The sequence below is a fragment of the Clostridium sp. D53t1_180928_C8 genome (assembly GCF_015667795.1).
In the GTDB taxonomy this organism is placed as follows: domain Bacteria; phylum Bacillota; class Clostridia; order Clostridiales; family Clostridiaceae; genus Clostridium.
Genome location: NZ_JADPEL010000019.1, coordinates 30,495 through 53,732 on the forward strand (window position 1 = coordinate 30,495; position 23,238 = coordinate 53,732).

Genomic DNA, 23,238 nt, shown 5'->3' on the forward strand with positions numbered 1-23,238 from the left:
ATGGTAAGAGTTGCAATAAACGGATTTGGACGTATAGGACGTCTTGCATTTAGACAAATGTTTGGAGCTGAAGGGTATGAAATAGTTGCTATCAACGATTTAACAAGCCCAACAATGTTAGCTCATTTATTAAAATATGATTCAGCACAAGGTAGATACGCTTTAGGTGATACAGTTGTTGCTGGAGAAAATTCTATCACTGTTGATGGAAAAGAAGTTAGAATATACGCTGAAGCTGATGCTTCTAAATTACCTTGGGGAGAAATTGGTGTTGACGTAGTATTAGAATGTACTGGATTCTACGTATCAAAAGCTAAATCTCAAGCTCATATCGAAGCAGGTGCTAAGAAAGTTGTTATATCAGCTCCAGCTGGAAACGACCTTCCAACAGTTGTATTCAACGTAAACCAAGATATATTAACTGCTGAAGATAACATAATCTCAGCTGCATCTTGTACTACAAACTGCTTAGCTCCAATGGCTCAAGCTTTAAACAACTATGCTGAAATTCAATCAGGAATAATGTCAACTATCCACGCTTACACTGGAGATCAAATGATCTTAGATGGACCTCAAAGAAAAGGTGATTTAAGAAGAGCTAGAGCTGGGGCTGTTAACATAGTACCTAACTCAACTGGAGCTGCTAAAGCTATCGGATTAGTTATTCCAGAATTAAACGGAAAATTAATTGGTTCTGCACAAAGAGTACCAGTTCCAACTGGATCATCAACTATATTAGTTGCTGTAGTTAAGGGTGAAAATGTAACTGTAGAAGGAATCAACGCTGCTATGAAAGCTGCTTCAAACGAATCATTCGGTTACACTGAAGAAGAATTAGTTTCTTCAGACATCGTAGGAATCAAATTCGGTTCATTATTCGATGCAACTCAAACAATGGTATCTAAAATCGGAGAAGGATTATACCAAGTTCAAGTTGTTTCATGGTATGACAACGAAAACTCATACACTAGCCAAATGGTTAGAACTATTAAATACTTCGCTGAATTAGCTTAATTTTAATAGATAATTATATATGGATTTAGATGCTTATAAAAGCACTCTTATAAGATCCTAAAAAGGGTCCGGTCTCTAAGGCATACTTATAAGACCGGGCCTATTTTAAAATTATAGATAAAAGTATGAATAAATTATGAGGTGAAAAGAATGAGCTTTAATAAGAAGACAATTGAAGATGTTCAAGTTAACGGTAAAAGAGTTTTAGTAAGATGTGACTTTAATGTACCATTAAAAGATGGTGTTATCACTGATGAAAATAGATTAGTAGGAGCTCTTCCAACTATTAAATACTTAGTAGAAAATGGAGCTAAAGTTATACTTTGCTCACACTTAGGAAAAGATGCTTCTAAAACTTTAGCACCAGTTGCTGTAAGATTAAGCGAAATGTTAGGTAAAGAAGTTGTTTTCGCTAGAGACGAAGAAGTTGTTGGAGAAAATGCTAGAAAAGCTGTTGCTGATATGAAAGACGGAGACGTTGTATTATTAGAAAACACTAGATGCAGAAAAGAAGAAACTAAGAACGGAGAAGAATTATCTAAAGAATTAGCTTCTTTATGTGACATCTACGTTAATGATGCATTCGGAACTGCTCATAGAGCTCACTCTTCAACTGAAGGTGTTACTAAATTTGTAGATACAGCTGTATGCGGATACTTAATCCAAAAAGAATTAAAATTCTTAGGAGAAGCTGTAAATGCTCCAGTTAGACCTTTCGTTGCTATATTAGGTGGATCAAAGGTTTCTGATAAAATTGCTGTTATCAACAACTTATTAGAAAAAGTTGATACAATTATCATTGGTGGAGGAATGGCTTACACATTCTTAAAAGCTCAAGGATATGAAATCGGAACTTCTTTATGTGAAGATGATAGAATGGATTATGCTAAGGAAATGATCGCTAAAGCTGAAGCTAACGGTGTTAAATTCTTATTACCAGTAGACCACAGAATTGCTGATGGATTCAAGGATGTTGAAGCTACAGTTACTGAAGATCAAAACATTCCAGCTGGATTCATGGGATTAGATATCGGACCTAAGACAGAAGCTTTATATGCTGATGCAATTAAAGATGCTAAGACTGTTATCTGGAACGGACCAATGGGAGTATTCGAATTCGAAAACTTCAACAAGGGAACAATTGCAGTTGCTAAAGCTATGGCTGATGCAGATGCTACAACAGTTATCGGTGGAGGAGACTCAGCTGCTGCTGTTAACATCTTAGGATTCGGAGATAAAATGACTCACATCTCTACAGGTGGTGGAGCTTCATTAGAATTCTTAGAAGGTAAAACATTACCAGGAATCGCTGCTTTAAACGATAAGTAAGCTTCCAAATTTTAATTTGATTAGTTGAAGTTACACAGTGGTGTACTCATACGAAAGGTGAGTATGGACTTCCTTTAAAGATTTTATTAAAAATAGATTTAAAAGTTATGAATGAAGTTTATACTTCATTCATAACTAATTATTTAAAAATAAATTATGAGGTGAATACAATGAGAAAAGCTATTATTGCTGGAAACTGGAAAATGCATTACACTCCAGAAGAAGCTGTTAATGTTATAAATGAATTAAAACCATTAGTAAAGGATGCTACTTGTGATGTAGTAGTTTGTCCTACTTTTGTTTGCTTAGATGCTGTATTAAAAGCAGTTGAAGGATCAAACATCAAAGTTGCTGCTCAAAACATGCACTTTGAAGAAAAAGGAGCTTTCACTGGTGAAATCGCTCCAAGAATGTTAGAAGCTATGGGTGTAGATTACGTAGTTTTAGGACATAGTGAAAGAAGAGAAATGTTCAATGAAACTGATGAAGCTTTAAATAAAAAAGTTAAAGCTACTTTTGCTCATAACATGACTCCAATCCTTTGCTGTGGAGAAACTTTAGAACAAAGAGAAAATGGAACAACTAATGAAGTTGTTGGATCTCAAATCAAAGCTGATTTAGAAGGTTTATCAACAGAATTAGCAGAAAAAGTTGTTATAGCTTACGAACCAATCTGGGCTATCGGAACTGGTAAAACTGCTACTGATGAGCAAGCTAATGAAACAATAATGGCTATAAGAGGCGTTGTTGCTGAAATGTTCGGTAAAGAAGTTGCTGATAAAGTAAGAATTCAATACGGTGGATCAGTTAAGCCTGGAACTATAAAAGCTCAAATGGCTCAATCTGATATCGATGGTGCTTTAGTTGGTGGAGCTAGTTTAGTTGCTGCTGATTTTGCTCAAATCGTAAACTACTAAAATTTTTTTAAATAGACTTAAACTTATAATATATAGTTTAAGTCTATTTTTTTATTGCGAATTTACATGGTAAATGTTTACAAAGAGATATACTCCCAGTATAATTGTAAAGAATAGGTTGTTTACATAATTATTATAAAGGGGGGAACATTTTTTTATATTATAAATATAAAGTAATGGGGGAGTATAAAAAAATGAAAAGATTAACTAGTTTAATATTGGCAACTACTTTAAGTATTGGTCTATTTAATACTGTAGCTATAAGGGTTAGTGCTAGTGGGAATGATACAAATGTTCAGGTGCAAAAAAATTATGAAATATATCCATTACCACAAAATGAGATATATTTAGGGGCTGATTTTAGAATTACAGATGAAGTTAACATAGTATTAGAAGAGGGAATTGATGAATCTACTAGAAACTTTATTGTTGAAATATTATCTACTAAGGGTATTAATAATACTTTCTCTAACGAAGTGGTTGATAATAAAACTAATATTATTATTGGAGTAAGAGGATCTAACGGATACGTAGATAATTATTTTAATGAAAATATAGAGTATAATCAAGAAATATTTTTAGAAGAAGATGCTTATGTTTTAAAAGTAGATAATAGTTTGAAGGAAAATGGGGTAATTGCGATATTGGGTGATACAACAGATTCGGCATATTATGGTATAGCAACTTTAAAAATGATTTTCAATCAAATAGAAAATAATCAAATAGAAAATGTTATGTATGAAGATTTTGCAGATGCTAAATGGAGAGGATTTATTGAAGGATTTTATGGTTATCCTTGGTCAAATGAAGATAGAAAGAGTTTAATGGAGTTTGGTGGAAATTTTAAAATGAATTCATATATATTTGCTCCTAAGGATGATCCTTATCATAATAGACAGTGGAGAGAGCTGTATCCAGAAGATAAACTAGCTGAAATAAAGGAATTAGTAGATGTAGGACATAAGAGTAAAACACAATTTATTTGGGCTATTCATCCAGGATTTAATATGATTAATTGGAATGATTATGATAATGAACTTCAAACATTATTAAATAAATTAGAACAATTATATGGTATTGGAGTGAGGCAATTTGGCCTTTTTATGGATGATATAAGTACCGATCAATCATTAGCGGATAAAGATTGGCATGTAAGACTTGTAACAGATGTAGCTAATTGGGTTAAGGAAAAAGGGGATTGTTACTCATTAGTATATTGTCCACCATACTATAATCAGGCATGGACTGGGGAGAAAGGTAAACCATATTTACGAGCATTAGCGAATGTTCCAGAAAATGTTGAAATAATGTGGACTGGAGTAGATGTTTGTGGACAAGTAGTTGAATCAGAAATGCAATGGCCAAAAGATTTAATAGGAAGAGATACTTATATGTGGCTTAATTGGCCAGTTAATGGACATAACTCAGCACGATTAATGCTTGGAAAGGGAGAGGTTATGAATCCAGGAGTCCATAATATTTCAGGAATAGTAACTAATCCATTAGAATATGCAGAATTATCAAAGACAGCTATATTTGCTATTGCAGATTATACATGGAATACTGATGAGTTTAATGATGATAAAAGCTGGGAGGATTCATTTAAATATATAAATCCAGAAGTAGCAGAAGAATTCCATACTATAGCTTCTCATTTAAGTGATCCATCTCCAAGTAATAGAAATTTAGTTTTAGAAGAGTCAGAATATATAAAAGAGGATTTAGAGTTATTTTTAAACAATTATAATAGTGGGGAAGAGATTAGTGAGGTAGGAAGTAGATTAATTTATGAATTTGATAAGATATTAGAGGCAATTTTAGTATTTAATTCCGAAAAGAATTTGAATGAAAAAATGAAGAGTGAAATAAAGCCTTGGTTAGGATCTTTAGAATATATAGTAAAAGCATGTAAAGCATCAGTTAATAGTGCTATTGCAATTAGAGAATCTAATCTTGATGTAGCATGGACAGAATTATCAAATGCTACAGTTTTCAAACAAACATCTCAAACTTTTACAACTAAAAAATTAAATTATCCAGATGTTGTTGTTGAAAGTGGAGCAAAGAGATTAATTCCATTTGCAAATGAGTTAATAAGTAGTTTAGATTCAAAAATATATATGGAAATGGATCCACAGTCAAGTAGTAGAATACCGATGTCTTCATATAAATCAAATGAATTAGATTTAATAGTTGATGGAGATGAAGAAACATATGCTTATTTTAAAACTCTACAAAAAGTAGGAGATTGGTATGGAGTTGATTTAGGAAAAGTTATTGATGTTAACAATATAGAAATTGTTCAAGGAAGAAATGATACTGATCATGATAGATTTCATAAGGGTATTTTAGAATATTCAGAGGATGGGCAGAATTGGTCAGCTATCGGTGAGGAAAGAACAGACTCTAGAATAGTAGAAAATAATTTATCTATAAAAGCAAGATATATAAGATATAGAGCAACAATTGCAGGAGTACCAGGTGGAAAGCCAGATTTATGGACTGCAGTAAGAGAAATAAAAATAAATAAAGAGGAAAATAAACCAGTTTTATTTACTAATGTTAAAGAGCTAGAAAATACTGAAGTTAGTATATCAGAGCTAAAGGCAGAAATATTAAATATATCAAATATTACATTAAAAACAAATGAATATTTAGGTTTAAAGTTAACTGGAATAGAAAGAATTGCTGATATAATATGTGAGTCTTCATCAGAAAATCTAACTATAGAAGCTTCTATTAATGGAGTTGAATGGAATGAAGCAACAGATGTAAGTGAAGCAAGGTATATTAGAGTGATAAACAAAGAAAATAATGATATAACATTTGATTTAAATAAATTATCAGTTACGCTTAATAAGTTTCAAGATATAAAAATTACTCATAATTATGGAAGTATATATAGTGGAAATATAGAAAGTATTTTTGATAAAAAGCTAGAAAGTAAGGTGTGGTTTGGTTCAGCACAGGGAAAAGATAAATATGTACAAGTAGACTTAGGTGGAGTAGTTGATATCGACAAGATAGATTTAGTAATAGGAGATTCTGAAAAGGATTATTTTAGAAATGGAAACTTAGAAGTATCTTTAGATGGAGAAATATGGGAAGTTATAGATGAAATAGCAGGTGAAAGTAGAGAGACTAATTTCCCAACACTTAAAGCTCCTTATAGATATAGAACTATGGAAGGCATTAATAAAAGAGCTAGATATATTAGATTAATATCAAAAAATAATAGTAATGCATGGTTAGCATTAAATGAAATACTAATAAATGAAGGTGTTAATATAGATACCAATATAAATTTATCATTAATAGCTAAACCAGAAGGTGAATTAAGTAATACTTCTGAAACTGTAATAGATAAAAAATTATCTACATTCTATACACCTGCTGGAGAAGAGTTAGAGGGTGAATTATTATATAGGCTTTCTGATTACAGTGAAGTTGGTGAATTGATTATTTTACAAGGCCCAACAGGTATTTCAAATGCAAGTGTTGAAATAAGAGATTTAGATGGATGGCATGAGATTGGAGCTTTATCTAATTCTTATAATTATTTTGATACTAGTAATTTAAATAATGTTTTAGATGTTAAGTTGACATGGAATGGTGTTAAACCAATTATAAATGAAATAATAACAGTAAAGAAATCAAGTGAAAATATACCAGATGAAAAGCCTGATGATGTAATAAATAAGGATGAATTAAAGGCAATTATAGAAAGTGCCAAGAGTATAGTTGAAAATGAAGCTGATAAGTATACAAAGGAAACTATAGATTCATTGAAGGAAGCAATCAATATTGCAGAAGAAGTTTTAATAAATGGTGAAGCAACTCAAGAACAAATAGATGTTGCTAAAGAAGCAGTAGAAGTTGCTATTTCGCAATTAGAAGAAAATGATAATAAACCAGAAGAGATAAATAAATTAGCATTAAGAATTAATATTGATTATGCTGAAGAACTAAAGGAAAGTGGTGCTCTTGAGGGAGTTGTACCAGCTGTAATTAAAAGCTTTAATAAGGCTTTAGAAGAAGCTTATATAGTATATAATAATGAGTTTGCTACTCAAACTGAAGTAGATGAAGCATTTAATAATTTAGCAGAAGCAATTCATATGCTTGAATTTAAGCAAGGTGATAAATCAGAATTAGAAAACTTAATTAATTCAGCTAACGCTTTAAATAGAAATGATTATACTGATGAGAGTTGGTTGAATTTAGAGTCTATACTTGAAGAAGCAAATAAGGTGCTAATAGATGACAATGCAATGCAAGAAGAGATAAATGAAATGGCTGAGAATTTGAAAGAAGCTATTAAAAATCTAGAGGAGTCTAAGAAAGTAGATAAATCGGCACTTCAAGCCTTGATTAATAGAGTAAAGGAAACAGATTCTTCAAAATATATAGAATCAACATGGATATCATTTGAAAATACACTTAAAAATGCAACTGAAGTATTAGAATCTGAAATTGCTACTCAAGTAGAAGTAAATGAAGTGTATAGTTCTTTATTAAGAGCGTATTTAAGTTTAAGATTAACCCCTGATAAGTCTTTACTTGAAGGATTAATTAAAGAAGTAGAAGGATTAGATTTATCTAAATATACTACTAAAAGTATTAATTTGATGAAGAAAGAATTAGCAAAAGCTAGTGTAGTATTAAATAATAAAGAAGCTACTGAAGATGAGGTGAATGAAGTAGTAGAAAACCTTAGAAATGCTAAGGAATCTTTAGTAGAAAAAGATTATATTAGCAACTCTAATGGAAGTGAGAATAATAATGGTAGTTCAAGCATAAATAAAATTAATGAAAATTTACCAAAGACCGGTGATATAGTTTCGTCATCAGTAACGTTAATAATATCAGGGTTATTAACGGTTGGAGGAGCATTAATGTTAAGGAAAAAAGAATATTAGAATAAAATTAAAACGATACTTTAAAATATGAACTAATAATATTTTAAAGTATCGTTTAATTTATAAAAGTAAATTAAATACATAATAAAAACTAAAAAAATATCAATATATTGCAGAAAAGTATAAGAAAATTGCTATGCTAGAATTGGTTAAAAACATTTACAATAATGGTAAAAACTGATATATTTAATTAAAAGAATAAATTTTGTAAATAGACCGTGTTACCTTAAGAGGGCATTAGGGGAACTTATCTGATGAAAGTTTTATCTAGATAAGTCAATTTGTGATGCCTAAAAATAAGTATTTATCGGTAAATATAAATGTGGTAAGGAATTCAGAAGCAATAGGCATAATGCTCTAAATATTAGAAGGTTTTATTATTTGTTAAACTATCAATTTATATATATAAGTTGATATTTATATAAAATTATAAACAAAATTTAGAGAGGGGTAGAATAATGAGAGGTCTAAAGAGGAAAAAAATAATTAATTTATCTTTAGCAACGATGCTTACATTTACTATGTTAATTAGTAATGTATCGGCATATGTAAACACTAATGCCGAAAAGGTATCGGAAAAAGTTAATCTAGCTTTAAACAAAGCTGCTTTTGCATCAAGTGAAGAGACAAGCACCTTTACTGCAAAAAAAGTAACAGACGGAATAGTTGATAGGGAAGGTTCTAAATCATCAAGATGGGCATGTGAAAGATATGAAAATGGCCCATGGGTAGCTGTAGATTTAGGAAAAAAACAAAATTTTGATGAGGTAACTATTACTTGGGAACGTAGAAATGTTAATTCCTATAAAATTGAAATATCAGATGATTCAGAAAGTTGGACATCAATTTACGTAGGAGGAGGGGCAACAGATTTTATTGAAACTGTAAATGTTGGTAATCAAGAAGCTAGATATATTAGAATAGTTATTGATGATTATTCAGCAACAGCAGAAAATGTTACGTGGGAAACAGTGTCTATATATGAAATCGAAGTTTATGGAGAAGGAACAATTGTAGATCAGGATCCAGAACCAGGAGTAAATATAGCACTAAATAAAACTGCAAGTGCTTCATCAATTGAAACAAATGATTTTACAGCGAATAAAGCCTTTGATGGAGTAGTAGATAGAACAACTACTAAAAAATCAAGATGGGCAAGTGCTGTTTCTTCAGACCCACAATGGTTAAAAGTTGACTTAGGAAAAGCAACTAAGTTTGATAGTTTCGTAATTGAATGGGAAAGAAGAAACTCAAATAATTATAGGATACAAGTTTCAGATGATGATAGTACATGGACTGATGTATATGCTGCAAATAAATATCCGGCCAACTTTAGAGAAGCTATAGAATTATCAGAGGCCGTAAAAGCAAGATATATAAGATTATATATAGATGAGCATATTGCAAATTCAGAAGGTGTAAACTGGAATACAGTATCAGTATATGAATTACAAGCATACAATGGAGGAATTCCAGAAGCGCCAAAAACTGTTTCAGAAGTAGCCAATAATTTAGTAGTACAAGAACTTACAAGTGAAGATACTGTTCTTACTATGCCAACAGTTCCAGAGGGATTTGAAATTTCTTTTGTTGGAGCTGATTATGAAGAAGTTATTGATTATGAAATGAATATTCATAAACCGTTAGTAGATACAAAGGTTGAAGTGAATTTTGAAGTACGCAAAGGTGAAGAAAAGGCAACTTCTCCAGTTATAGAAATTACTGTTCCAGGTGTTCATAATGTTGAAGGAAATAAAAAACCAACAGTAATTCCAGAGTTAAGGGAGTGGGCAGGAAAGAGTGGCAACTTTACAATAAGCAACACTTCAAGAATAGTAATAAATGAAGAATCAGAAGCAAAACTTAGAGAAACTGCTGAAATTTTTGCTAACGATTACAAAGATGTAACAGGAAAAGAGATAAAAGTTGTTGTATCAAATAGTCCTCAAAATGGAGATTTCTATATTGCTTTAAACTCAAATTATCCTGAGCTTAGAGAAGAAGGATATTATATGAATATTGATGATTTTGTTAGTATTGAGGGAAATACTGCACAAGCAATCCTCTTAGCTAGTAGAACAATACTTCAAATTCTTAAGCAAAATGAAGATTTTATACCTAAAGGATTAGTTAGAGATTATCCACAATATGACATAAGAGGATTTATGTTAGATGTAGCAAGAAAGCCTGTTTCATTAGATTATTTATATGAAATTGTTAAAACTATGTCTTGGTATAAGATGAATGATTTTCAAGTGCATTTAAATGATAATTATATATGGTTAGAAAGGGATTACTCTAATATAGGTGAAGATGCTATGAACGCATATGCAGCGTTCCGTCTTGAATCAAATGATGTAGGTGAAAATGGAGTTCCTTTAACAGCACAAGATTTATCATATAGTAAAGAGGAGTTTGGAAATTTTATAGATAGCTCTAAAATTTATGGAGTAAATATAGTACCAGAATTTGATACACCTGGACATGCATTAGCATTTGTGAAAGCTCATCCAGAATATGCTTATAGAGATGGGCAAGGTGAAAATGCAGCTATGTTAGATGTAACAAATCCAGAGGTAATAGAGTATATAAAAGGAATATATGATGAATACCTAGATGGTGGAGATAATTCTGTATTTAGAGATGTTACTTTCCATATAGGTTCAGATGAATTCTATGGAGATTCTCAAGAATATAGATCATACTTAGATAAAATGTTAAAGTATGTAAGAGATGAAAAAGGAAGAACTACAAGAGTTTGGGGTAGCTTAAGTCATAAATCAGGAAGCACTCCTGTAACATCTGAAAATATAGAAATGAATATATGGAATTGTGGTTGGGCAAATCCTCAAGCTATGTATAATCAAGGATATGATTTAATAAATACTGATGATGCATATCTTTATATTGTACCAGGTGCTAATTATTATAAAGACTACCTAAGTAGCCAATGGTTATATGAGAATTGGGAAGTAAATAAGTTTAGTAATGGGGTTGTTATTCCACAAGGAGCAAAGCAAATGCGTGGAGGTATGTTTGCACTTTGGAATGATATGATAGATAAAGCTGCAAATGGAATTGTTGAATATGACTTATTTGATAGAACACTTCCTGCAATTCAAGTTTTATCTGAAAAGATGTGGGGAGAAGCTGATGATAAGACATATAATGAATTTAAAGAAGTTGTAAATGAAGTAAACTTAGCTCCAAATACTAATCCTAAATATGATGTTGAAAGTAAAACTGAAAAAGTTATTGAATATGATTTTAATAATGTAAATGGAAATTTAGTAGAAGATAAATCAGGAAATGAATATAACTCAATTAGTTTAAATAATTCATCTATTCAAGGAGGAGCATTAAGCTTGAATGGTGAAAATAGTTATCTTAGAACTCCAGTTAAAAATATAGGTCCAAACTATTCAATTTCATTTAGTGTAAACAGATCAACAGATAGTAATGAAGGTGAACAAATTCTATTTGAATCACCACAAGGGTCATTTAAAGCTGTACAAAGTGAAACTGGTAAAGTTGGATTCTCAAGAGAAGGGTATAATTATTCTTTCAATTACACACTTCCAAAGGGAGAATGGGTAGATATAACTATAATAGGTAAAATTAATAAAACAGAACTTTATGTAAATGGAGAATATGTTGATGAGATAAGTAAATCAGGTTCTGAAGGAAAGTTTGGAACATTTGTATTCCCATTAGAAACTATTGGTAGTGAAACTAATGCATTTAAAGGACAAGTTGATAATTTAATTATTGCTAATGTTGCTACTATATACGATGAGACATTAATACCACAATCACAAATGACTATAACTGCAACAAGTGAGCATCCTAATGTTGGAACTGAAGGTTTAGCTAGCTTTGCTTTAGATGGTAATGAAGGAACTATATGGCATACTAAATATTCTCCAAAGGATGAACTACCTCAAAGTGTAACTATAAATCTAGGTAACACTTATAAAGTGGATAGATTCACATATCTTCCAAGACAAGCAGGAGGAACAAACGGGATAATAACTAAATATGCAATATACACAAGTGTTAATGGAGAAGAATTTACAAAAGTTTCAGAAGGAAATTTTGAGAATAATATTAAGTTAAAAACAATAAAATTCGATGCTCCTATTGAAGCAAATTATATTAAATTTGAAGCATTACAAGGTGTTGGTGGATTTGCAGCAGCATCAGAATTTAATGTTTATAAAGAAAAAGAAAATAATGAAGAAAAACCAGAAGTTAATAAGACAGCGTTAAAATTTGCAATAGATTATGCTTTAGAAATAATAGAAAAAGGTGATTTAGAAGATGTAGTACCTGCAGTTGTAAGAGAATTTAATGAAGCTTTAGATGAAGCTAAAAAGGTTTATGAAAATAATGAAGCAACAGCAGTTGAAGTTGATGCAGTATTTAAGAGGTTAACAAATGCTATTCATATGCTTGAATTTAAACAAGGTAATAAAGAAGCATTAAAGAATCTTATAGATAGTGCTGAAGCTTTAGATGAAAAAGTATATACTAATGAGTCTTGGATAAAGCTTGTTGAGGAGCTTGAAAAGGCTAAATCAGTATATAATGATGAAAATGCAATGCAAGATGAAGTTGATAAAGCAGCAGAGGCTTTAAAAGCTGCAATAGATAACTTAGTTATAAATAATGTAGATAAAGATGAATTACAAAATCTTGTAGATAAGATTAGTTCATTAAATAAGGAAGAATATATAGATTTTACATGGAGTTTATTAGAAGCTCAACTTAATAATTCTATAGAAGTATTAAATAATAATAATGCAACTCAAGATGAAGTAGATAAGGCATATAATGATTTGTTAGTATCTTATCTTGGATTAAGATTAAAGCCAGATAAATCTAAGCTTGAAGATTTAATAAACAAAGTTAAAGAAATAGATTTATCAAAATATACAAAAGAAAGTGTTAATAATTTAAATCTTGCTTTAGCTACAGCTAGTGAGACTTTGGCTAATGATGATGCTACTCAAAAAGACATTGATAAGGCGATTTCAGATCTTGAAATAGCTAAAGCTAATTTAGTTGCAAATTCTAATGAATCTAATAATTCAAATGGATCAAACAACTCAAATAACAATACTAATAAACCAAATAGTACTGGAGATAAAGGTAATTCAAATTTAACAAACTCTCTACCAAAAACGGGTGCTGTAGTTTCTTCTACAATTATAATTATTTTAGCGGTTGTAGTTGTAGGTGCAGGAGTTGTTATGATGAAGAAGAAAAAAACAGATAAATAATTAAATTGGAAATGCCTTAATTAAGGCATTTCCATTAAAGAGCTATATTATAGGTAAACGATTAATATAGATAATTAACTAATAATAGGGGGAGAAGAGAATGAAGTATAAGAAGATATTAAGCACTATTCTATCTTTAACACTAATAACTACATCTTCAGGAGTGGTAACATTTGCTGAAAGTATTGGTAATAAGGTGTCTAGGGTTAATATGGCAGAAACAGGATTTCAACGTTCAACATTATTTAATGATGGATGGAAGTTTAATTTAGGTGATGTACCTGATGCTAAGAATAAAAATTATGATGATGAAGCATGGAGAAACCTAACATTACCTCATGATTGGAGTATAGAACAGGATTTTAACAAAAATTCACCATCTACTCATGAAGGTGGATTCTTAGATGGTGGTATTGGATGGTATAGAAAATCTTTTGTATTACCAAAGGAAATGGAAGGTAAAAAGATAACAATTGATTTTGATGGAGTTTATATGGATAGTTACATCTATGTAAATGGAGTACAGGTTGGTAATCATCCTTATGGATATACACCATTTTCATTTGATATAACAGATAATTTAATATGTGACGGAGTTACTGAAAATGTAATTTCAGTAAAGGTTAATAATAGACAGCCAAGTAGTAGATGGTATTCAGGAAGCGGTATATATAGAGATGTTAAGCTTACTGTAACAGATAAAGTTCATGTAGAACAATATGGAACATATGTAACTACACCTAACTTAAAGAGTGAATATTCAACAGGTAAGGCTACTGTTAATATAAAAACAGATATAGCAAATGAAGAAGGTACTGATAAAGAAGTTACTTTAGTTTCAACTATATATGATAGTGAAGGAAATGTAGTTGGAGATAGTAGCTCAACGCAAGTTATAACAGCAAATAGTACTTATAAATATGATCAAAATGTAGAGGTTCAAAATCCTAAGCTTTGGGGAACTGAAAATCCATATTTATATGATGTTGTTACAAAGGTATTAATTAATAATGAAGTTGTAGATGAGTATACAACAGAATTTGGTATGAGATGGTTTGATCTTACTACTGATAATGGTTTCTTTTTAAATGGTGAACAAATGAAGCTTGAAGGAGTTTGTATGCATCATGATCAAGGAGCTTTAGGTGCTGTTGCAAATGAAGCTGCAATAAGAAGACAAGTTAAAAAATTAAAGGATATGGGGGTAAACTCTATAAGAGTTACACATAACCCAGCAGCTCAAACATTAATAGATATTTGTAATGAAGAGGGAATTCTATTAATAGATGAAGCATTTGATACTTGGTATGGTGGTAAGAAGACTTATGACTATGGAAGATTTTTTGAACAAAAATCAATTCATGGTGATATGACTTGGGCCGAATATGATGTTAAGCAAATGGTTAATAGAGGAAAGAATGCTCCAAGTATAATTATGTGGTCTCTTGGTAATGAAGTTTGGGAAACAAACCAAACAAAGGCTGTACAAACAGCACAAAACCTTCAAAGTTGGGTTAAGGAGATAGACACTACAAGACCAACAACTTTAGGAGAGGATAAATTTAGAATGGGATCTGGAACAGGAGCTCATGAAAATGTAGCTAATGTATTTGATGTTGTTGGGTTTAACTACGCTGAAGCAAATTATGATTCATTCCATGAAAAATATCCAGACTGGGTTTTATATGGATCAGAAACATCTTCAGCAACTAGAAGTCGTGGATTCTATGCGCATCCAGAAAGAACAAATCAAATGGATAAACATGATAATTTACAACAATCAGATTATGATAATGATCATGTTGGTTGGGGAAGAACTGCAGAAGATGCATGGAAAAGAGATAGAGATAAAGAGTATATTTTAGGTGAATATATTTGGACTGGATTTGACTATATAGGGGAACCAACTCCATATTATAGCACTTTCCCATCTAAGTCTTCATATTTTGGAGCAATAGATACAGCAGGTTTTGAGAAGGATATATATTATTTCTATCAAAGTCAATGGTCTAATGAACCAATGGTACATTTACTACCACATTGGAATTGGGAAAATGATGATAGTATAAAAGTTGATGGTAATAAGATATTAGTTAAAGCATATACAAATGCAAATAGTGTAGATTTATATTATAACGAAGATGTTAATAGTAATGAATTAGGATCATTAGTTGCAAGTGATGAATATGAAGTTACTAATGCTGGATATAATGGACAATATAAAGAAACTAGTGATGGTAAATTACATTTAGAATTTAGAGTTGAATATAGACCAGGTAAATTAACAGCTGTTGCAAAAGATGAAAATGGTCAAGAAATTGCAAGAGATGTAGTTAAAACTGCAAATGAAGCTAAAGCAATAGATTTAAGTGCAGACAGACAAGTTATAGAAGCAGATGGATATGATTTATCATATATAACTGTTGATATAGTTGATGAAAATGGAACATTAGTACCAGATGCAAGTAATTTAGTTAATTTTGAAGTTAGTGGTAATGGTGTAATTGTTGGTGTTGATAATGGTAATGCAGCAAGTGTTGAAAGATATAAGGATAATAAAAGAGAAGCCTTTAATGGTAAAGCTTTAGTAATTGTTCAATCAACTAAGAATGCTGGTTCATTTACTTTAACAGCAACAAGTAATGGTTTATCTACTGATACTATAAATGTTTATACAGTAGAAGAAGAGGATTTAGATAAAAATAAGATTGTTGGATATGATGTTAGTGATATTACAGTTCCTGTAAATGGTGAATTAAATTTACCTAAAACAGTAACAGCATTATACACTGATGGAACTAAGAATGATGTTAATGTTACTTGGGAAGAGGTTTCAAGTGATAAGTTAGCACAACCAGGAACATTTAAGGTAACTGGAAGTATAGAAAATAGTAATATACCTGTAGTTATAAATGTTGTAGTTAGAGATATGATTGGAGCTCAAGATGTAAGAATACTAACAGCTGTTAATCAATTAGTAATTCTTCCTAATACTACATCAGTAGTGTTTAACGATGGAACTATAGAGGAACATGGTGTTACTTGGGAAAGAACATTAACAGCAGAAGATGTAGCTAGTGTTGGTACAGTTGAAATTCTAGGAACTATTGAAGGTGTATCAGGAATAAAAGCAAAAGCTATAATAGTAGTTTCTAATAATTATGAAGAAAAGAATGTTGCTTTAAGAGAAAATGGAGAATATCCAAAGGCATTTACATCATATTCTGGACCAGACAACATTAATAATATAAATGATGGTGTAATTTCTAAGGGAAATAGTCCTCAAAATAGATGGACAAACTGGGGAAAAGGAAACCAAAATTATGATGATTATGTAGGTATTGAATTTAATAGAGAATATACAATAAATAGAATAGGTCTTTCTCTTTATAGTGACCATGGAGTAGCAATACCAAGTGAAATAGTAGTAGAATACTTTAATGGAACAGATTGGGTACAAGTATCAAATCAAAGTAAGACTACTGGATTCACAGTAGAGGGAACAGAAGAAATAACTTTTGATGCGGTAACTACAACAAAGATAAGAGCCTTATTAAAAGAGGATACAGCACAAAATAAAGCTGTTGGACTTACTGAATTTGAAGTTTACTCAAATGTTATGGTTAGTGAAGGAACTGCTTTACTAAATGATATAAAGGTAAATGGAGTGACTGTTGAAGGATTTGCAGAAAACACTACTGAATATTCAGTTGTTATTCCTTATGGCTCTGAAATTCCAGAGGTTTCAGCTACAGCTAAAGATAATGCAAGCATATTTGTAGTACCTGCACTTACAACTAATGGAGTAGCAAAAGTTTTAGTAACTGCTGAAGATGGAATTACTAAAAAGGTATATTCAATTAGATTTAAGGAAGAAGCAGCTAAGTTAGATAATGTAGAAATATCATTATCAAAAGATAATATAATAGAAGATGATATTGTTGATATTAATGTAGATGCTAAATTACAAGATAATAGTACAGTAGAAATGTCTAATTTAGATATAAAATACTATGCAACATCTGAAAATAATGGAGAAGTAAAAATAGAAGGAAATAAACTTACAGCATATACAGCAGGTGATATAAGCTTATATGCAGATGTAACTTATAAGGGTGTAACAAAGAGTAGTAATATATTAACATTTGCTATTTCAGAAAACACTGCAGATAAGATTGCAATAGCGTATGAAAAAGTTATTGTTGAAACTGAAAAAGGAGTTAAGCCAGAGCTTCCAGCAAAGGTTAAAGCTACTTTTGACATTGGATTACCAAGGGATGTAGAAGTAACTTGGGATGAAATTGATGAAGCAAAATATAATGAGTATGGTGTATTTGAAGTTAAAGGAACTGTAGAAGGTCAAGAATTAAAGGCAACAGCTAAAGTTGTAGTTAAGGGAATTTCTGCATTAGGAAACTTAGCATTAGTAACTAATGTTGGTGTTGAACCTACTTTACCAGATACAGTTAAAGCGTATTATACAGATGGAACAGTTAAGGATTTAGCTGTTGTTTGGGAAGAGTATAACAAAGAATTATTACTACAAGAAGGTGTATTTGAAGTAACTGGAGTTGTTGATGGTGTAGATATTATAGCAAAAGCAAATATCAGAGTTTCTTCTGAGGTTGTTAAGGGTGATAATATAGCTAGAGCTAGAAATGGATATGACCTTCCGATGGCAATTGCTTCATATACGAATGATACAACAGTAGATGCTGCTTCTCAAGATAGTATAGAAAAGGTTAATGATGGATTAATAGAGCATAACCCAAGTGCAGCTAATAATAGATGGTCAAACTGGAAGAGAACAGATAAGCATACTAGCGAATGGGTTGGTATTATGTTTGGTGTTGCAGATCCACTAGAAAGATATATCAATAACTTAGAAGTTGATTTCTTTGAAGATAATGGTACAAAGATTCCTAGTAATATAACAATTCAATACTATGTTGGTAATGAAATTGTTAAACCTAGCAATCCTGCTCATGTTTTAAAAGAAGAAAGCTCACCATTAAATGATGATAACAATTGGAGAGATGTAACTAACTTAGTTGCAAATCCAACTTCAACATCAGGATCAGCTACTAATTACTACACATTTGATATGGTAAAAACTTATGCATTAAGAATTAAGATGGATGCACAAACAAATATGGGATTAGGTATAACTGAAATTAAGGCTTTTGAAGAAAGAGTAGTGGCAAATAATGATTTTGAAGTGAAATCTATTAAAGCTAATGGTAATGCTTTAGAAGGATTTAATCCAGAAACTTTAGATTATTCATTAACACTTAAGAATGATGAAGCTTTACCAGAGATAACAGTAGATGTAAATAATAATGCATCAGTAACAACTGTTTACACAGTAGAAAGTAGTGAAAAATCTACTTATGCTATTAATGGTAAAGAAAAGATTGATGTAGTAATTACATCAGAAGATGGATTAAAGGAAGTAAAATATACAATAGCAATAACAAGAGAGGCTGGAGATGGAGAAAGCACTGTTGATAAATCATTATTACAATATACAATTGAATATGCTGAAGAAGTAAAAGCTGATGGAGCATTAGAAGGTGTAGTTCCAGCAGTTGTTAGAGAATTTAATGCTGCGTTAGAACAAGCTAAGATTGTATTAGCAAATGAAAAGGCTACTGAAGCTGAAGTAGATGCAATTACTAACAGATTATTAAATGCTATTTGGATGTTAGAGTTTAAGGGTGGAGATAAAGAAACTCTTAAGGCAAATATTGAGTTAGCAGAAAAATTAAATGAAAAAGATTATACTAAGGAATCATGGGCAAGATTACAAGAAGAGTTGACTATAGCTAAGGAAGTGTATGAAGATGAAAATGCTCTTGCTGCTGATATAGAAGATGCAACTAATAATTTAAAAGATGCAATAAACTCTTTAGTTAAGAAAGATGTAAACAAAGAATTACTTCAAGGGCTTATAGATATGATAAGTGAATTAAATTCAGATGAATATATAGGCAGCACTTGGAAAAATATAGAGAAGAGTTTAGAGTCAGCTAATGAAATATTAGTTAATGAAGATGCAACTCAAGAACAAGTAGATACAGCTTATGATAATTTATTAAGAGCTTACTTAGAGTTAAGATTAAAACCAAGTAAGGATAAACTTGAGGATTTAATAAATAAAGCTGAATCTTTAAATAAGGAAGATTACACAGAAAAGACTTGGAAAAAATTCGAAAAAGCATTACAAAAGGCAAAAGTAGTTATGTCTGATGAAAATGCAAGTGAAAAAGATATTACAAAAGCTGAAGATGAATTAGATGTAGCAATGAAAGGCTTAATTGCATCAAATTCAGGAAATGACAATAATAATTCAAATAATGGAAATAATAATGAAAATAATAATGGAACAACAAACAATAACGGAAATACAAATAATAATGGAAATAATAACAACACTAATACTAATAGTAACAGTAGCAATAGTAATAATAGCAATACTAGCCTACCTAAAACAGGAGCTGCAACTTCAGCAGTGACAGTATTAGCATTAGGTGCGTTACTTGCAGGATGTGGAACTAGTATGATAAAGAGAAAAGAAGGTGAAAAATAATCTTTATTGTATTAGATAAAAAATTTACTAATTATTAATTAAAAAGGCTATCTCAAAGGTTATTAAAATAACTTTGAGATAGCCTTTATTTATATAATCAATTATTATTGTTCTTTATTAAGAAGAAGATTATTTAATTTTAAAAGGTAGTTATTATATTCATTTAATTGAGATAAATCACTTGAGAGTTGATTTAATGAACATTTAAGTTTAGCAATATAGGAAACTATATCTAATGAAATGGCAGATAGGTTAGTTGAATATAGTTTTTCAAATTCAGCAATACTATCTAATATTGAGTTAAGTGTATTAATGCAGTCTTGGCATTTATTATTAATTGTAGAATTATTAAGTGATGATATACGAATATAATTAATTAATGTGGCATTTTGAATTAATTGACTTCTTACTTCCTTTATTCCTTCTAAATTATTTTGAAAGTTAAAAAATGTTTCAAGTGCATTAATTGAATCTAATAATGGAGATGAGTCATTAGTATCGGTAGAAATAGTTGTACTAGAATCAGACTTTACAATAGAATTAATACCGTTACTAATATCTTTAGAGCCCTTTGCAAATTTTTTAGCTAACAGTGGAGGAATTGCCATTAGAGCAGTAAAAATACTACTAATCCAACTTACAAATGTTTTTTGATTACCTATATATTTTGAAAGTGAGTTTGAAGATTTTTCTAGGGAACTCCTATGATTTGCTATAAGATTACTAACAGAATGGAGAACCTTTAATTTAGCATTGCTAGAGTTAGTAATTAATGTTTCAAGTTCTGGTGAAACAGGATAAGTTATGCTGATATTAAATATAGATTGGTTAATTGAATCATAATCATTAATCAAATCAACAATAGTATTTTTGTCTTCTGTAGATATTATATTATTATCTAGAAGTGAATTTGCATTATCATAAGCATTATTTAGTGAAGTTTCATAATTGGTTTTATATTTTGAATTTCCAGTTAGAATAAAAGATTCCTTAGCATCACTCATTTCAGTTATATTACTTTTAAATTCATCCAATTCTATTATCGTATTTCTATTATCTGAAGAATTATTTACAATACTAGATAAAGAAGAGTTATTATAAAATAAAAATAAATTTAAGCATATAACCAAAGTTAATGTAAGGATAAGAACATAAATAAAAAGTTTTTTCATAATAAATCATCCTTTGTAATTACTTATGATTTATTATATGAATACCTACTAATATTAAGTTCACGTGGAACCTAAAAATCTTTATACTTTCTTAACATCACTTCTTAACATTTTAACACCATCTTAATTTTCAAAACTATATTATAAACTTGTAGTAAAAATCAAGGAGGGGTAAATATGGATGGATTAGTAATAGTATCATTCATTCTAGTAGTTTCACTATTATGCTACTTAGTTTATTGCTTAATTGGGGGTGAAAATTTATGATTAATGTTATTTTGCAAATAGTTGTATATACAGTTATTTTAGTTTTATTAGCAGTACCATTAGGTAAGTATATGGGAAAAGTATTTTCTGGAGAGCAAGTATTTTTAAGTCCTATAGTAAGACCGATTGAAAAGTTTTTGTACAAGTTGCTAAAAATAGATGAAGAAAAAGGAATGGGATGGAAGCAGTATGCTGGTGCTGTTCTTATGTTTAATTTATTAGGGTTTATAGTAATTTACTTATTACAGATATTACAAAAGTATTTACCATTGAATCCAGAGGGGATAGCAAATGTATCATCAGATTTAGCCTTTAATACTGCGGCAAGTTTTGCAACTAATACAAATTGGCAGGCTTATAGTGGAGAAACAACTTTAAGCTATTTAACTCAAATGTTAGGATTGTCAGTTCAAAATTTCCTTTCAGCAGCAGTAGGTATAGCAGTTTTAGTTGCTGTAATAAGAGGATTCATGAAAAGAAAGTCAAAGGAAATAGGAAACTTTTGGGTAGATTTAACTAAATCATTATTATATATATTATTGCCATTATCAATAGTAATTTCATTATTTTTAGTATCACAAGGCGTAGTTCAAAACTTTAAAGAATATCAAGAGGTTAAATTAATAGATCCATATACATTAGAGGATGGAACGATTATAGATAGTCAAATAATCCCAGGTGGGCCGGCGGCGAGTCAAATAGCAATTAAGCAATTAGGAACTAATGGGGGAGGTTTCTTTGGTGTAAATTCAGCACATCCATTAGAAAATCCAAACTTAGCATCAAATGTCGTTGAAGTTACATCTATATTGTTAATTGCAGTTGCATTATGTTTCACCTTTGGATATATGGTTAAAGATAAAAAACAAGGACGAGCTATATTTTTAGCAATGTTTATAATATATGCAATTTGCTTAGTAAGTGTTGGTGCTTTAGAGCAAAAAGCTACACCACAAATTGAACAAAATGGAATAGTTGATATAAGTTATTCAGATGGGCAATCAGGCGGTAATATGGAAGGTAAGGAAGTTAGATTTGGTATAGCAAGTTCTTCATTTTGGGCAGTTACTACCACAGCAGCTTCTAATGGTTCAGTAAATTCAATGCATGACTCATATACACCATTAGGTGGTGGAATAATAATGCTATTAATGCAATTAGGTGAAGTAATATTTGGTGGGGTTGGTAGCGGCCTTTATGGAATGGTGGCATTTATAATTATGACTGTATTTATATCAGGTCTTATGGTTGGTAGAACCCCTGAATATTTAGGTAAAAAAATAGAACCATTTGAGATGAAAATGGCATCATTAGCAGTAATAACAACTCCGTTAATAGTGGTAATTGGTACAGCTATAGCATGTGTAATACCATCAATACAGGAGAGTTTAAACAATGGTGGTGCTCATGGATTCTCAGAAATTTTATATGCACTTTCTTCAGCAGGAAACAACAATGGTAGTGCATTTGCGGGGTTTAGTGCAGACACAGTTCCACTAAATATTTTATTAGGAATAGCAATGTTGTTAGCAAGATTTGTACCTATAGTATTGATGCTTGCAATATCAGGTTCAATAGCAAAGAAAAAATATATACCAAGCTCAGCAGGAACATTAGCAACTAATAATGGTGTATTTGTAACATTATTGATAATAGTTGTATTAATGATAGGAGCATTAAGCTTCTTCCCAGCATTAGCGCTAGGGCCAATAGTAGAGCAGTTACAAATGTTGTTTTAGTAGTTTCAAG

8 protein-coding genes are annotated in these 23,238 nt (G+C 30.6%); 7 read left to right on the top strand and 1 reads right to left on the bottom strand.

Features of this window, described 5'->3' with window-relative positions; all coding sequences use genetic code 11:
- The 6 genes from gap (at position 1) to I4V51_RS12430 (ending at position 20,050) form a co-directional block, all read left to right on the top strand.
- A complete protein-coding gene (gene gap / locus I4V51_RS12405) occupies positions 1-1,014 on the top strand; it encodes a type I glyceraldehyde-3-phosphate dehydrogenase (RefSeq protein WP_195988746.1) in 1,014 nt (337 codons plus the stop codon).
- A 150-nt stretch (positions 1,015-1,164) separates the two neighbouring features.
- A complete protein-coding gene (locus tag I4V51_RS12410; RefSeq protein ID WP_195988747.1) occupies positions 1,165-2,343 on the top strand; it encodes a phosphoglycerate kinase in 1,179 nt (392 codons plus the stop codon).
- A gap of 170 nt (positions 2,344-2,513) precedes the next feature.
- A complete protein-coding gene (gene tpiA, locus I4V51_RS12415; protein WP_195988748.1) occupies positions 2,514-3,260 on the top strand; it encodes a triose-phosphate isomerase in 747 nt (248 codons plus the stop codon).
- Between the two features lie 194 nt (positions 3,261-3,454).
- Positions 3,455-8,179: a beta-N-acetylglucosaminidase domain-containing protein gene (locus I4V51_RS12420; protein ID WP_195988749.1), complete on the top strand. Its 4,725-nt coding sequence runs from the start codon at positions 3,455-3,457 to the stop codon at positions 8,177-8,179.
- 458 nt (positions 8,180-8,637) lie between these two features.
- Positions 8,638-13,461 (top strand): discoidin domain-containing protein, encoded by a 4,824-nt coding sequence (locus tag I4V51_RS12425; protein ID WP_195988750.1) that lies wholly within the window; start codon positions 8,638-8,640, stop codon positions 13,459-13,461.
- Positions 13,462-13,561: 100 nt separating this feature from the next.
- On the top strand, positions 13,562-20,050 hold the full coding sequence (locus I4V51_RS12430) for an Ig-like domain-containing protein (protein WP_195988751.1): 6,489 nt from the start codon (positions 13,562-13,564) through the stop codon (positions 20,048-20,050).
- 104 nt (positions 20,051-20,154) lie between these two features.
- On the opposite strand, the gene I4V51_RS12435 is transcribed toward I4V51_RS12430, so the two are convergent.
- A complete protein-coding gene (locus I4V51_RS12435; protein WP_195988752.1) occupies positions 20,155-21,222 on the bottom strand; it encodes a hypothetical protein in 1,068 nt (355 codons plus the stop codon).
- Between the two features lie 263 nt (positions 21,223-21,485).
- On the opposite strand from I4V51_RS12435, the gene kdpA reads away from it, so the two are divergent.
- Complete coding sequence (gene kdpA, locus I4V51_RS12440; protein ID WP_195988753.1) at positions 21,486-23,228, top strand: potassium-transporting ATPase subunit KdpA; 1,743 nt, start codon at positions 21,486-21,488, stop codon at positions 23,226-23,228.
- The last annotated feature ends 10 nt before the right edge of the window (positions 23,229-23,238 follow it).